The sequence below is a fragment of the uncultured Clostridium sp. genome, assembly GCF_900547735.1.
Classification (GTDB): Bacteria; Bacillota; Clostridia; order Lachnospirales; family Lachnospiraceae; genus Otoolea.
The window spans coordinates 1-15,020 of the sequence record NZ_URHZ01000105.1 but is presented as its reverse complement, the minus strand read 5'-3'; the positions used below and the strand labels follow the sequence as shown (position 1 = coordinate 15,020).

Below are 15,020 nucleotides of genomic sequence, written 5' to 3'. Positions count from 1 at the left end.
CGCAAGCGTTTCCCGCAGGAACTTTTTCTGCCCGGATTCCCCACCCGCGACAACCCTCATCCCGGGACTGAAGATTCATAATCTCACCTCACCATCCAGCCCCCGGCCATCCCGGCGGCGTTCTCATTTTTCAGCCACCAAACTATTCAGCTTTTTCAACGCCTCACGGATTCCGCCCACCTCGTTGATAAGCCCCTCTTTCACGGCATCCGCTCCAACCAGAACGGTACCGAGATCTTTCGTCAGCATCTCCGTATTGAGCATCAGGCGCCTGAGCTGGTCATAGGCGATTCCGGAATGGCTGGAGACAAAGTTTAAAATCCGATCCTGGATCATTTCAAAGTAGTCGTATGTCTGCACCGCGCCTATCACGGTTCCCGACATTCTGACCGGGTGTATCATCATGGTTCCGGTGGGAACGATAAATGAATAGTCCGTCGCCACCGCCAGGGGAACGCCGATGGAGTGGCTGTCGCCAATCACAAGTGAAACCGTCGGCTTGCTGAGGGAAGCGATCATCTCGGCGAGCGCCAGGCCGCAGCTCACGTCCCCTCCCACCGTATTGATGAGAACGAGAACACCGTCCACTTCTGCGCTGTCTTCTATTTCGGCAAGCTTGGGCAGGATATGCTCGTATTTTGTGGTCTTTGTATTGCCGGACAGATTTTCATGTCCCTCTATCTCCCCAATGACGGATATCAGGTGAAAATGGGCGCCGTCCTTGCTGTCTTCCAGAAGAACCTGGCCGGTTTCCCGGATCCGCTCCTCCCTGGCCGCTTCATTTTTGATTTTCTGCTGTTCTACTTCCGGCTCTTTGCCGTCTGGTCCTGCATTTTTTCCCGTATTTTCCGCACCATTTTTCCGGGCGCTATTTTTCTTTTCATAATCAACTGTTTCATCGTCAAACTCTCGTATCAGCATCACAGGCCTCCTCAATTAAAATTCTTCAACTCTTATTTCCTGTTATTCTGCGTTTTTAGCTGGTAAAATATACGTAACCGTTCAGAAAGCAGCATCAGGAAAATCATACGTCCTTATTTTTCTTGTTGACGCGGTCAAAATCCGTTATAATAGAAGCTGTTGTTATGTCATTTAAGGCGCAAAACGATTTAATGAATGAAAGAAACGGAGAATTATATGTCAGAATATCACTTAAGCCGCATTTTTTATAACGATCGCCGGGAAATGAAAAAGCTGGACGCCCTCCTCGCACAGGAAGGGATTGAGCGCGATGCGAACCTTCACTATACCATTGGGCTGTATGACGACGATTATCATCTTGCCGCAACCGGTTCCTGCTTTGCCAACACGCTGCGCTGTATGGCCGTGGATTCCTCCCATCAGGGCGAGGGACTCTTAAACCAGATTGTCAGCCATCTGATCCAGTATGAATTCGAACAGAACATCACGAGCCTGTTCCTCTATACTAAATATGATAAGGCTCTCTTCTTCCGCGATCTCGGATTCTATGAAATCGCCCGGGCGGACGGAAAGGTAGTCTTTATGGAAAACCGCAGAAACGGGTTTTCCTCCTATCTGGAAAACCTGAAAAAGGAGACGGCGGTTCAGCTTGAAGCGCTCTCCCCTGCCGGAAACCTTCCCGTCGGAGCGGTCGTAATGAACGCCAATCCCTTTACCCTGGGACACCTTCATCTGCTTGCCACTGCGGCCGCCGCTTGCAGTCTGCTCCACGTATTTGTCGTCTCGGAGGACGCCTCCCTGGTGCCCTTTGATGTGCGCTTGCGGCTTGTAAAAGAAGGCAGCTCCCATTTAAAAAACCTGGTCTTTCATCAGACGGGCAGCTATCTGATCTCAAGCGCCACCTTTCCCTCCTATTTCCTGAAGGAGAAAGACGTTGTTATACGGACACATGCCAAGCTGGACACCGCCATCTTCGGCAGGATTTCACAGACGCTTGGAATCACCATCCGCTATGTCGGGGAAGAACCGTCGAGCCAGGTCACGGGAATTTATAATGAAATCATGGAGGCCGATCTGCCTGCTTCCGGCGTCACCTGCCGCATCATACCGCGAAAGACGGCCGGTCCGGAAATCATCAGCGCGTCCACCGTGCGTGAACGGATCCACAGCGGAGATACCGAATCCATACGCGGCCTGGTTCCGGAGACTACCCTGAATTATTTCCTCTCAGACGAGGCGGCGGACGTGGTGGAAAAAATCCGTCAAAGCGGCGAGGTGCGCCATTACTAGAGCGTGTTTGAAAATTGCTTTCCGTCAACTGTTATCCGCCGGATGAACATAATTGATTGTGCGGCAAAATGTACGGGAATGCCCAGTAATTTCCAGCGGTGTTTTCCTCAAAAAGGTGAAAATATACTCCATATAGTGATAATATAATCAGCAGAACAAATTATATGGAGGGAAAAATGGAAAACTATTACCCAACCCCGGAAATGCTTGAACTGTTTGCCGGACATCTGGCGCAGGAAGAAAAAAGTGTGCATACCGTTGAGAAATACATGAGGGATATCCGGAAATTCATCGGCTTCCTCGGAGACAGGGAAATCACCAAGGAACTGGCCATCGGTTATAAGAAAACCCTGGCGGAGCAATATGCCGCGAGCAGCGTCAACTCCATGCTGGCCTCCTTTAACCAGTTTATGGAGTTTGCCGGGTGGCGCCAGTTTAAGGTCAGGCAGATAAAGGTCCAGCGCCGTCTGTACTGTCCCGAGGAGAAGGAACTGACGAAAGAAGAATATTACCGGCTCGTGAGGACGGCCGGGGATCTGAATAAAGACCGCCTCAGCCTCATTATCCAGACCATCTGCAGCACTGGAATCCGGGTCAGCGAGCTTGTCTTCATCACGGTGAACTCCGTACAGAGCGGAATTGCCAATGTGGAATGTAAGGGGAAAAGCCGTCAGGTCTTTCTGCCGCAGAAGTTGAGAATACTGCTCCGGAAATACGTCAGGCAGAAATCCATCCGGCGCGGTCCCGTATTTGTCACGAGAGAAGGAAAACCCGTTAACCGGAGCAATGTCTGGAAGGAAATGAAGGATTTATGCCGCCATGCCAACGTGTCCGGCATGAAAGTATTTCCCCATAATTTGAGGCATCTCTTCGCCAGGACTTATTATAAAATGGAAAAAGATATCTCCAAGCTGGCGGATCTGCTGGGACATAGCAGCATCAATACGACCAGGATTTATATTATCACATCGGGAAATGAACACAGACGGCAGATTGAACGGATGAGACTGATCTTGTGAGATTCTACGGTAAAAGAATTAAAACAACATAATGTGAATTATGTAGTAGTACATAGTCAAAAAACAAACCGGTTTTTATTTCACCTTAAAAAAAGAGAATCTATCCTGCCAAAATAGAATTTAAACAGAATTTCCAATGTTTTTTCTTACTATCTACTGACTTGTACAGCGCTCTGAAACAGAAAAATCGCTTCGCAGAAATATAAGAATTTCCATATTATCCCATTATATCACAATTTACCTGAATTAAAAGTTACAAAGTCCGAACGTTTTTCCCTGTAATCTTCTTAAACTCTTAATAATTTTTTCATAAACGGTCTTCTTCCGAATAATCCTAATGGAATCCAATCGGTAAAAACACTTTTCCCGCTCTTTCCTTCACTGTCCCGAACATGTTTTGTTACATAATTCACATTATGTTGTACTTCATCTGGCGGAATCCAAACGCAGCCCGTCAAAGGGCAATATCGAGGGAGGTAATCACTTGAATATTATAATTGAGGATTTTGGAGGCGAAAAGGAACGAAAAATCCTGATCAGCGACGGTCCGGCAAACCAGAGAGAAAACGAGGCGGATACGGGCGCAGTTTCGGATGAAAGCCGGAGAATCGAATATATGAATGCGCACCGGGCGGTTTTTCATGCCAGGCAGTGGATTGAAGAGGAGCAGAAAGCCAGGGGAACAGACCTTTCGGATCCTATGCCATGAAGTTCCCCCGCATTTGCCGTTTTCACATGCAAATGCGGGGGAACTTCATGGCGAGACCACTGTCTCCCGATCTTTATTTTTTTGACACACTATCTGTTCCTGTTGTAATTGATTAGACATCCGGCCTTTACAATCTCTCTCTCCTCTGGCGTCATATCGGCAATGTGAAGACGGATTTCATCCGCGCTTTCCCGGATCACATAGCCCCTGATATCTTTTAAATCGCCGTCCAGCTGTTGCCTGATTCGCGGGATATAAATATAGTCGCCAACTTCAAACACCGGTTCCTCATCCATCAGGAATGGAATCATGCCCCAGTTCATTACGTTGGAACGGTAGCGTTTTGTGGCATACTCTTTCGCAATATTGGCAAGCCCGCCAAGCACTCTCTGGCAGCTTGCCGCCTGTTCCCTCGCGGAACCGTCTCCCGGCTTAACCGCATAAATCATGCTGCCAATCCCGGTCTTTAACGGGTCGGCCTCCTCATTTCCCGCAATTGTGCGGATCACCTCATAGACGCGCTCAAGCTCTTTTTCACCTTCCGCCGGATTTTTCCCCGATACCCTGATTTTCTCAATGGCATTCGTCTCTTTGGCGCGGGCCACATACTGCGGATCTCTTCTGCTCAATGTAAACTCCGCAAGTCCCAGCGGATTGGAGCGGTAGGAAGAAGTCTCCCCCGATGGAATCAGCTCATCCGTTGTCGTAACCTCATCCATGATTTTAGAGCAGACCTTCAGAAGGATATTGTCCGTCAGCGGGCTCATCTCGGGCCATGCCTTGATGTTCGGGCCGCAGACCAGCTCTTCCTTCTCCTCCGCCTTTTGATAGCCGAAGAAAACCCTGTTTTTATATACCGTATCGTCAAATTCATAGGCAGGAATCTCTCCCCAGCAGTCCATGGTTTCAGCCGATGTGAGAACACCGCCGTTTGCCGCCGTGGCTGCGATTGAACGGGCATCCATCAGGGCAACGCCGGCCATCTGGCCGACACCAGGTTTGGAACCTTCGCGGTTCGGGAAATTTCTGGTGGTGTGGCGGATGCTGAGACCGTTGTTCGCCGGTGTATCGCCCGCTCCAAAGCACGGGCCGCAGAATGCGGTGCGGATGATGGCTCCCGCCTCCATCAGTTCACGGACGGCATCCTTCCTTACCAGATCGATAAATACCGGCTGGGAAGACGGATATACGGAAAGGGTAAACTCTCCATTTCCGCAGTTCCTTCCACGGAGGGCATGGGCCGCCTCAATCACATTCGTATAATTTCCGCCTGCACAGCCTGCGATGACTCCCTGCTGTACATGCAGTTTTCCATCTATAATCTTATCCGTCAGGCTCAGGGAACCTTCGCGTCCTGCAATCCGGTCCGCTTCTTTTTCGACCTCTGCCAGAATATCGGGCAGATTCCGGTTCAGCTCATCAATCTCATAGGTATTGCTCGGGTGGAACGGAAGGGCAATCATCGGCTTTACCGTGCTCAAATCCACATAGACAACGCCGTCATAATAGGCGGCCTCTCCCGGATTCAGCTCCCTGTAATCCTCCTCCCTGCCGTGGAGTTTCAGGAACCGCCTTGTATCCTCGTCCGTTCTCCAGATGGAGGTAAGGCAGGTAGTCTCCGTTGTCATAACATCGATGCCGTTGCGGTAGTCCGTGTCCATGGAGGAAACGCCCGGTCCGACAAATTCCATCACCTTATTTTTTACATATCCATTCTTAAATACCGCCCCGATAATCGCCAGGGCAATATCCTGAGGGCCGACGAACGGGGAGGGTTTTCCATCCAGGTATACGGCAACCACCTCGGGACAGGCTACATCATATGTATCACACAGAAGCTGCTTCACCAGTTCTCCGCCGCCCTCTCCGATTGCCATCGTTCCCAGGGCTCCGTATCTCGTGTGGCTGTCCGAACCGAGAATCATCTTTCCGCATCCCGCCATCATCTCCCTCATGTACTGATGGATAACGGCAATGTGGGGAGGCACATAGATTCCGCCGTACTTTTTAGCTGCGGAAAGGCCGAACATGTGATCGTCCTCGTTGATTGTTCCGCCGACGGCGCAGAGGGAATTATGACAGTTTGTCAGGACATAGGGAAGCGGAAAACGCTCCATTCCCGATGCTCTGGCTGTCTGGATAATCCCTACAAACGTGATGTCGTGGGAAGCCATAGAGTCAAACCGGATTTTCAGGTGATCCATCCCCTCCGATGTGTTATGCGCCTCCAGTATTGAATAGGCAATCGTATTTTTCCTTGCCTCTTCCCTGGAAATCTTTTTTCCAAGCATCTGTTCCGCTTCGGCGCTCTCCGTCACCAGTTTTTCACCGTTTACAAGATACGCCCCGCCCTCATACAGTTTTACCATGTGATACCTCCTGAACTATTTTAATAATAATGGGTTTCCGCTTTTCTTTTCTCTGGTTTTATTATATAATACGTTCATGCATAGCTCAAATATTATATTATCTATATACCGTATATTTTTTATGCTATACTGCTCTTTGTTTCTCTTATTTTAGAAAGGGATAGATATGACCCAGCGTGAACTCATTTACGTTAAAACGGCAGCCGATGAGAAAAGCATCTCTCAGGCCGCTAAAAAACTCTATATCGCACAGCCGTCCATGAGCCAGTTCATCAAGCGGATCGAGGACAGCCTCGGAACCAGCCTGTTCAACAGGACGCCGAACGGCCTGACGCTCACCTATGCCGGTGAAAAGTATTATCAGATGGCGCTCCAGGTTCTCAAACTTTATGACAATTTTGAAATGGAGCTCAGCGCCGTCAACGATATGCAGGCAGGCCGGATTCATCTTGGCATCACAAGCCATCTCGGCACCGTCGTCCTTCCAAAAATTCTGCCCGGTTTCATGGAGCAGTACCCCTCGATTGAAATAACGGTGACCGAGGATACATCCGACCGCCTGGAAGCTCTTCTCGCCGCCGGACAGGTTGATTTCATCATTGCCCATGCCCCCAAGGAACCGGCCGCTCCCCTTCTGGAATATCAGTTTCTTTCCAGGGATTACTTTCTGATTGTGGCGGGCGGGAATTCTCCTCTGCATGGGATGGCATTAGAGCCGGAACCCGGAAGTCAGGCTCCCTATCCTGTTTTAGACATCCGCCGCCTTGCCGGGGAGCCGTTCATTATGCTGCCTCCCTCCCAGAGAATCCGTCAGGTGAGCGATTCCCTTTTAAGGCAGGCCGGAATTACCCAGCCTGATATCAAACTGACCGTAAAGAATTTTTCCACGGCCCAGCTCCTGGCCGCTTCCGGTGCTGGCGTCACCTTTATTCCGCGCCAATATTCAAAGCTGACTTCCATGGAAGCGGCAGGCTCCTGTTTTTCAATTCCTGCCGGCTATCATGCCTATTGGGATCTTTCCATCGGAACTTCCTCCTCTTCTTTCCTGTCCAGGGCGGATCTTGTTTTTATCGATTTAATGAAAGAGCTTTTCGGATCAGCCTTTTAACAGATAAATGTCATAAAAAGAGGTATCCGGTCTGAATTTTTGATTGTTCAGACCGGATACCTCTTTTATTGGGTGGCAATGAAAAGTTCGCGAGGCGTGCTTTTCGTTGTTTTTCTAAATCATACTGTTTAATCACCTAAGACATTGACAATCTTGGCAGGTGTACGGTAGTTCCATGTGGAAATCTTGATACCGTCCCTCGCATTGGATGCATGGCAGACCTGGCCGTTGCCGATGTAAAGGGCAACGTGGTTGATGGTTCCGCTGCTGTTCGTATAGAATATCAGGTCACCAGGCCTCATCTGTGAGGAATTGATGGATTTGCCGTAACCGGCCTGTGAACCGGAATGGTGCGGCAGGCTTACGCCAAAGTGGGCCATAACCGCCATCGTGAATCCGGAACAGTCGGCACCGCGTGTCAGGCTCGTTCCTCCCCATACGTACGGGTTGCCGAGGAACTGGGTTGCATAGTTGGCAATCTGTGTTCTCTTCGAGGATCCGGCTGCGTTGCCAGGCTTATTGCCCACGCCGCTTCCCTTGTTGCCGCTGCTACCCTTATTTCCGCTGCTTCCGCCCTTATTGCCGGAGGACTGCGGCGTCTCCTCAATCGGAGTAAACTTAATCGCCTCATTGAGGGCATAACGTACATCCACAAAGTCTGTTGCCACATAAGCGCTTGTGGAATCCAGCTCAATCTCTACCCAGCCGTCCAGCTGCTTCAGTACGGCGTAGCGCTCACTGTTTGAAATCTGGGTCCAGATAGGTGACTCCGTACTCGGCTCCGTCCTTGCGTTCAGACGGTCGGTGGATACGATTGCCATCAGCTCCGCCACATTTAATGCTTCCTGTTTTGCGGCGTCTCCTGTAAGGATAAATTCAGACTTCACATAACCGGTGACGGGGCCCGATTTGATCTTGTACCACTCACCGTCATCCGTCTTCTCAAGGATTTCACCGGCCGACTTGCTTGTCATCTTACCGATGATCTTTCCGTCTTCCTTCGGTTCCTCCCTGATATTCAGGTAATTGTTAACATTGGAAATTCCCAGGTTATCATAAAGATTCAGAACCATGGTCCTGAGATCCAGCTTTCTCGCCTCATTCAGCGCATACCGCTTGTCCACAAACTCGGAAGAAATATAGCCGTCACTGATCTGAATCCAGCCTTCCTGTTCGCTGATAATGGAATATCTCTCATTCTTTAAAATCTGTTCCACGATCTGAGCATCGGGGCTCGGCTCGCTGCGGACATTCAGTTTATCCGCGGTAATAACCGCCATCTGCTTGACCTGTTCGAACGCCTCCATCTTGGCTGCATCGCCCGTCAAAACAAATTCGGAACTGATATAGCCCGTCAGGCCGCCGGAACTGATCTGGTACCAGCCCTCGGTCGAGTCGTCCAGAATCTCACAGGCGCTTCCTCCCATGAGCTTACCGATTACCTTGGCGTCCTTGCTGGCGCTCTCACGCATATTCAAATATCCCGATACCTGGACGAGTCCCAGATTATTATAGGATTCCACAACACTCTTCTTCTCGTTGTCTGTCTCCGCCTGGGCAAGCTCTTCCGCCGACAGGGTCGGCTCCGCATTAACCGGATCGGCGTTCTCCGCCTCATCCGTGAGTCCGGCCGGGGCGGCTTCACCCGTCTCCGTCTCCTTTACCATCCTCGCTTTACCCGGTCCTGCAAATGTACCGCCTCTGGCCAGCTTAACCGCCACCACTACCAGAAGAACCGCAATGATTCCACCTGCGGCATACATAAAATACTTCATTGGGTCTTTACCGTTTCGCTTGTTTCTGGCCTTATTCAGCCTGTTTTTATAATCATCCGATTTCTGCTCTGCCATTAATCTCTCTCCAAACCATTGTAATTATTACGTTTTTGTTACAAAAGATACGATTCAGAAAGAATTATATCATATTTTGTCAGGAATTGCGACTATAAAAAACTTACAATTTCTAAAATAAGGGGGGAGGTGAAAAATTAGGACGCGGGAAGGAGGGCTGGGGGGAAATGGGGAGAGGGAGGGGGTGAGTCTTCAGTCCCGGCGGAGGTTACCGGTATGGGTGGGGGTTACGGAAGAAAGAAATCTCCTTCGGGGACCGCTTTCGCTGATGGAGTGCATAACGGTCACTAGGACGCCTGAAATACGCCGTCCAAGTGCCGATGGACTCCAACGTCCCCTGCGGAGATTTTTTCTTCCTCCACCCCCACCGCGGAGTCTATGACGGGACTGAAGACGCAGAGGTTTTTGCCATTTCACGCCAGCCTGCCGCCGCTGATGGGTCCTTATTTTTCAGGGGGGATGGGGGACTGTCGCGGCTGCATTACCAGACATGTCACAGCCTGCCTGCTATTCTTAGAAGTTGGCGTCCTCAATTTTTGACTAAAAAACAGGACAGATATCCGCATGTCTGCAGATATCTGTCCTGTTTTTGCTTTTTGTTTATTGTTTTGTTTCTATTTTGTGTTTTATTTTGTGTATTGTACTGTGTTTTGTACTGTGTTTTATTTAGTCTCCGAGCAGATTGATGATTCTGTATGGGTTACGGTAATTCCACGTCGAGATCTTGATACCGCTTCTGCGGCTGGCTGCATGTACGATCTGGCCGTTTCCGATGTACATTGCTACGTGGTTGATGGTGCCTTTACTGTTGGTATAGAAGATCAGATCGCCCGGTTTCATGTCGCCTGACTTAATCTGTTTGCCCTGTCTTGCCTGGTCTCTGGATACACGGTTCAGGGAGATGCCGGCTACATGACTGTAAACGTATTTGACGAAACCGGAACAGTCGGCGCCTGTGTGTGGATCGTTGCCGCCCCAGACGTATTTGCCTCCCACAAACTGAATCGCGTAGTTTACTATCTTGTTTCGGAGGGAAACGTTCTCGTCAAGCGGTGTGAATTTGATTGCCTCAGGAAGCGCATAGCGCACGTCGACAAAGTCTGTCGATACGTAGGCCGAGGTGCTGTCCAGCTCGATCTCCACCCAGCCGTCCGTCTGCTTCAGCACGGCGTAGCGCTCGTTGTTGGAAATCTGGGTCCAGATCTGGGAATCCGTGGAAGGTTCCGTCCTGACGTTCAGACGATCCGTTGAAACAATCGCCATCAGCTCGGCAACGTTCAGCGCCTCGTCCTTCGCAGCGCCTCCCGTCAGGATATACTCCGCTTTAACATAGCCGGTAACAGGGCCGGAATGAATCTTGTACCACTGGCCGTCCTCGGTTGTCTCAAGGATTTCACCTGCCGACTTACTCGTCATCTTACCAATGATCTTTCCGTCTTCGCTTGGTTCCTCCCTGACGTTTAGATAATTGTCAACGCTGGAAATACCAATATTCTTATAGAGGTTTAAGACCATGGACTTCATGTCCAGTTTCCTGGCCTCGTTCAGCGCATATTTCTTTTCCGAATACTCGGAGGAAATATAACCGGAAGGAATCTTATACCAGCCGTCGCCGTTGTCCTCCTCAATCACATACCGCTCGTTCTTCAGAGCCTGTCCCACCGCGTCCGATTCTATGGAAGGTTCTTTTCTGATATTCAGTGCATCCACCGTGATAATGGCTCGCGGCACAACAAGTTCCTCCGCCTTTGCCTTCGCTTCGTCACCGGTTAAGACAAATTCGGAACTGATGTAGCCGGTCAGGCCGCCGGAGCTTATCTGGTACCAGCCCTCGATCGAGTCGTCCAGAATCTCACAGGCGCTGTCTCCCTGCAGTTTTCCGATGACATTGGCATCCGTGCTGGCGCTCTCACGCATATTCAGATATCCCGTTACCTGGACGATACCGAGTCTTGTGTAAGAGTCAATGACCGCCTTCTTTTCGTTTGCCTCCGCAGCTTTGGATGCCTCCTCCGGGCTTTCGGCAGACTCACTTGAAGAAACATTCACATCCCCTGTTTTTCCCGGTTTTCCGCCCGCCTCTTTATTACGAAGTTTCATTCCGGCAAATACGGCAATTCCGATGACAACGGCAACTCCCGCTGCGATCAGAGCATATTTTTTGTAATCTCCCCGATTTCTCTTTTTCCTGGCTCTGTTCAGGGAAGCCAGGTAATCATTATCTTTTTGTTTGAACATGCGGTAATCTCTCCAATTTGTTTTTTATTAAAAACTGCATAATATTCTAAAATTTTCCTGCGCATGGCGCGTAATTCTTATTTTATCATAAATGAAGGTAAAAGCCAATAAAGTTGACTCCCTGTAAATGTAAATTTTCTTTTACAAATATTAACAAATTGTGAAGTTTTATCCATTTTCTGCAAAAAAATTTCTGTTCCCCTATAAAAACAAAAAAATACGGATACCGGGAAAAATAATTTTCCACCGGTATCCGCGGGATTTCTTCTATTTTGCCAGCATCATTCTGTCGTTTGCAAATTCTTCTCCGCTGGCCGTCTCAAATTTCTCCAGAAGGTCTTCCACTTCCAGGTTCTTCTTCTCTTCGCCTGCCACATCGTAAATGATTCTTCCCTCGTGCATCATAATCAGGCGGTTGCCGATCTGGATGGCGTCTTTCATATTATGGGTAACCATGAGGGCGGTCAGGCTCTGTTCATTGACGATCTTCTCGGTCAGGTCAAGCACCTTCCTGGCCGTCTTCGGATCGAGAGCCGCCGTATGCTCATCCAGAAGAAGAAGCTTCGGTTTCTGGAGCGTTGCCATCAAAAGGGTCAGCGCCTGCCTCTGTCCTCCGGAGAGAAGTCCCACTTTACTGGTCATCCTTGTCTGAAGTCCCAGATCGAGCTGGGCCAGGGCCTGCCTGTAGTAATCTTTCTCGTTGTTTTTAATTCCCCAGCTTAGGCCTCTTACCTTGCCTCTTCTGAGAGCCATGGCCAGATTTTCCTGAATCTCCATGTTGGCCGCCGTGCCTCTCATCGGATCCTGGAAAACCCTTCCGATATATTTTGCACGCCTATGTTCCGGCTGTCTTGAAATATTGATTCCGTCGATGACAATCTTGCCGCTGTCTATGGGATATACGCCTGCCACCATATTCAGCATTGTGGACTTACCGGCTCCGTTTCCGCCGATGATTGTAACGAAATCCCCGGGATCCAGATGAAGATTGATGCCGTTCAGCGCTTTTTTCTCATTAATGGTGCCTTTGTTAAATGTTTTCTTTACATTCGTGATTGTCAACATTCCTCTTCATCTCCTTCCGAGTATTCTTTTCTCAGCCTGTACTTGGCAAGAACGACCGGGAAGCTGAGAGCCAGCGCAACAATGATTGCGGAGAGCAGCTTCATATCATTGGCATCCAGGCCCATCCTGAGTACGAGGGCGCGGATAACAAAATAAACGATGGAACCCACGACAACCGAGGTCAGTTTCCAATAGAAAGAAGTCAGGCGTCCCATCAGGACTTCACCGATTACAATCGATGCCAGGCCGATTACGATGGCGCCTGTTCCCAGGTTAATATCTCCGTATTTCTGGCTCTGGCATACGAGAGCGCCGGAAAGGCCGACAAGGCCGTTGCTCAGGGTGAGCGCCAGAAGTTTTGTCATCTTTGTGTTGACGCCCAGGGCGCGGACCATATCTTCGTTGTTGCCCGTCGCACGCAGGGCGCTGCCGATCTCGGTACCGAAGAACCAGTACAGGAACAGGATGATAATAATCGCCGCAATAATACCGATAATCATGGATGCCTGGGACTGGGTCAGTCCCGTTATCTTAACAAACTTGCTGATCAGTGTCTCCACTTTCAGAAGGGGAATGTTACTCTTCCCTCCCATCAGCCTTAAATTGATGGACCACAGGGAAATCTGCGTCAGAATTCCTGCGAGGATAGCCGGAATCTCAAAGAAAGTATGAAGAATGCCTGTCACGGCTCCGGCGGCCAGACCGGCCATAGCTGAAACCAGCAGTGCGACAACCGGATCCACCCGCTTGTTCACAACCAGCACAGCGCAGACACAGGCGCCCAGCGCAAAACTTCCGTCAACGGTCAAATCCGCAATGTCCATCAGACGGTACGTAATATAAACACCTAAAACCATGATCCCCCAGAGAACGCCCTGTGCCACGGCGCCCTGAAGGGAAGCTAACAAACCACTCATCTGCTATTTCCTCCAATAACTTTTCTAAAATACCTTTATCAGGCGTAGATACCGCATATCCCATATTAAGGGGACCGCTTACCAAAAAGCTGTCCCCCTGTAAACGATAACCTGAACTTAATTATTTAATATTGGATACATCAATGCCGAGTTCGGCAGCCGTATCCTCATTTACCTTCAGAGCACACTTGGAAGCATCCAGATAGCCGATTGGCATTTCTTTGATGTCTGCGCCCTTTGTAAGGATATCCACGGCCTGCTCGCCTGCCATGTATCCTAACTGGTAGTAATCGATACCGTATGTAGCAAGTCCGCCTGCGTCTACCATGCCTTCCTCACCGCAGATTACCGGAATCTTGTTCTCTGTGGCAACCATGGATACGGTTGTCATACCGGCTGCGATCATGTTGTCGGTTGGTGCATAGATACAGTCAACATTGCCTACCATGGATTCTACTACGGTCTGGATCTCGTTGGAGCTGGAAACCGTATAATCTTTATATGCGATACCTGCTGATTCAAGCGCTTCTTTCGCCATATCGACCTGAAGCACGGAGTTGGACTCTGCAGAACAGTAAAGAAGGCCTACGCTCTTGACATCAGGCATAATCTTCTGCATTAAATCCATCTGCTCTTTTACCGGTGTTAAATCGGATGTTCCTGATACGTTGCAGTTCGGCTTTTCATTGTTTTCAACAAGACCGGATGCCGCCGGGTCCGTTACTGCGCTGCAAAGGATCGGGATTGTCTCCGTAACGCCTGCAACTGCCTGTGCCGCCGGTGTGGCGATTGCAAAAATCAGGTCATTGCCGTTGTTGACAAGAGTCTCGGCAATGGTCTGGCATGCCGACTGATCGCCGGAAGCGTTCTGCTGGTCAATATCACAGTCAAGTCCTGCGTCCTTAAGGGCTGCCACAAAACCTTCGTTCGTCTTATCGAGGGCAGCGTGCTGTGTCAACTGAATGATGCCGATTTTATAAGTCTTTCCGTCGGCTGCCGCCTCTGTAGTAGCTTCGGCCGCTTCCGTAGATGCAGCTTCACTCTCCGGAGCTTTCGTCGTCTCCGGCTCCGATTTGGAACCGCAGGCTGTCATCGATGCCGCCATCAGTCCTGCCATAACAAGCGCCATAATTTTTTTTGTTTTTTTCATAATCTCTCCTCCTGTTTTTTTGTTACAGACCTGCCTTGCACCTGGGCAAATTCGGCTTAAATAGACTGTAACGAATGATTCAATTTCTTATCCAGACTGGAATTAAAACTTATCATACTACACTTTTTGCCCGGAGTCAATTTCATTTGTTTAAATTCCTAAAAAATCAACGTATTAAAGTGCAAAAGGTGGGGATTGAGGGAGGAGAACGCCGCCGGGACGGCCGGGGGGGCGGAATGGTGAGAGGGAGGTTGTGAGTCTTCAGTCCCGGCTTGCAAGTTGTCGCGGGTGGGGAATCCGGGCAGAAAAAGTTCCTTCAGGAAACGCTCGCGCTCTTTGGAGTACATAGCGGACACTAACCTCGAAAAAACCTCGGTAAGTGCC

Annotated in this window: 12 protein-coding genes; 4 read left to right on the top strand and 8 right to left on the bottom strand. The window is 49.6% G+C overall.

Annotated features, from left to right (window positions below; all coding sequences use genetic code 11):
* Window positions 1-123: 123 nt before the first annotated feature.
* Complete coding sequence (locus QZT18_RS21765) at window positions 124-921, bottom strand: ClpP family protease (RefSeq protein ID WP_294151479.1); 798 nt, start codon at window positions 919-921, stop codon at window positions 124-126.
* Window positions 922-1,137: 216 nt separating this feature from the next.
* Here QZT18_RS21765 and citC point away from each other — a divergent pair, with 216 nt between their 5' ends.
* The 3 genes from citC to QZT18_RS21750 all read left to right on the top strand — a co-directional run bounded on the left by citC (window position 1,138) and on the right by QZT18_RS21750 (window position 3,939).
* On the top strand, window positions 1,138-2,211 hold the full coding sequence (gene citC / locus QZT18_RS21760; RefSeq protein ID WP_294151477.1) for a [citrate (pro-3S)-lyase] ligase: 1,074 nt from the start codon (window positions 1,138-1,140) through the stop codon (window positions 2,209-2,211).
* 176 nt (window positions 2,212-2,387) lie between these two features.
* Window positions 2,388-3,230, top strand: coding sequence for a tyrosine-type recombinase/integrase (locus tag QZT18_RS21755; protein ID WP_294151475.1), 843 nt, complete (start codon window positions 2,388-2,390; stop codon window positions 3,228-3,230).
* A gap of 484 nt (window positions 3,231-3,714) precedes the next feature.
* The gene (locus QZT18_RS21750; protein ID WP_294151474.1) at window positions 3,715-3,939 is read left to right on the top strand and encodes a hypothetical protein; all 225 of its coding nucleotides are present in this window, start codon (window positions 3,715-3,717) and stop codon (window positions 3,937-3,939) included.
* An 89-nt stretch (window positions 3,940-4,028) separates the two neighbouring features.
* On the opposite strand, the gene QZT18_RS21745 is transcribed toward QZT18_RS21750, so the two are convergent.
* Window positions 4,029-6,308 carry a hydratase gene (locus QZT18_RS21745; RefSeq protein ID WP_294151472.1) on the bottom strand — a complete coding sequence of 760 codons (2,280 nt, stop codon included), beginning with the start codon at window positions 6,306-6,308 and terminating at the stop codon, window positions 4,029-4,031.
* Between the two features lie 166 nt (window positions 6,309-6,474).
* Between QZT18_RS21745 and QZT18_RS21740 the strand changes: the two genes are divergently transcribed.
* Complete coding sequence (locus QZT18_RS21740; RefSeq protein WP_294151471.1) at window positions 6,475-7,416, top strand: LysR family transcriptional regulator; 942 nt, start codon at window positions 6,475-6,477, stop codon at window positions 7,414-7,416.
* A 128-nt stretch (window positions 7,417-7,544) separates the two neighbouring features.
* Here the strand turns inward: QZT18_RS21740 and QZT18_RS21735 are convergent, their stop codons facing one another.
* The 6 genes from QZT18_RS21735 to QZT18_RS21710 form a co-directional block, all read right to left on the bottom strand.
* The gene (locus QZT18_RS21735; protein ID WP_294151470.1) at window positions 7,545-9,266 is read right to left on the bottom strand and encodes a C40 family peptidase; all 1,722 of its coding nucleotides are present in this window, start codon (window positions 9,264-9,266) and stop codon (window positions 7,545-7,547) included.
* Window positions 9,267-9,932: 666 nt separating this feature from the next.
* Entirely contained in the window at window positions 9,933-11,504 is a 1,572-nt protein-coding gene (locus tag QZT18_RS21730; RefSeq protein ID WP_294151468.1) for a C40 family peptidase, read from the bottom strand.
* A 267-nt stretch (window positions 11,505-11,771) separates the two neighbouring features.
* Window positions 11,772-12,569, bottom strand: a complete 798-nt coding sequence (locus tag QZT18_RS21725) for an ABC transporter ATP-binding protein (protein WP_294151467.1) — start codon at window positions 12,567-12,569, stop codon at window positions 11,772-11,774.
* The gene (locus QZT18_RS21720) at window positions 12,563-13,486 is read right to left on the bottom strand and encodes an ABC transporter permease (RefSeq protein WP_294151466.1); all 924 of its coding nucleotides are present in this window, start codon (window positions 13,484-13,486) and stop codon (window positions 12,563-12,565) included. Before QZT18_RS21720 ends, QZT18_RS21725 begins: the two co-directional genes overlap by 7 nt.
* Window positions 13,487-13,607: 121 nt before the next feature.
* Window positions 13,608-14,636 carry an ABC transporter substrate-binding protein gene (locus QZT18_RS21715; protein ID WP_294151465.1) on the bottom strand — a complete coding sequence of 343 codons (1,029 nt, stop codon included), beginning with the start codon at window positions 14,634-14,636 and terminating at the stop codon, window positions 13,608-13,610.
* A 158-nt stretch (window positions 14,637-14,794) separates the two neighbouring features.
* Window positions 14,795-15,020 (bottom strand): hypothetical protein (locus QZT18_RS21710; protein ID WP_366925950.1); only part of this gene is annotated, 226 nt, incomplete at its 5' end.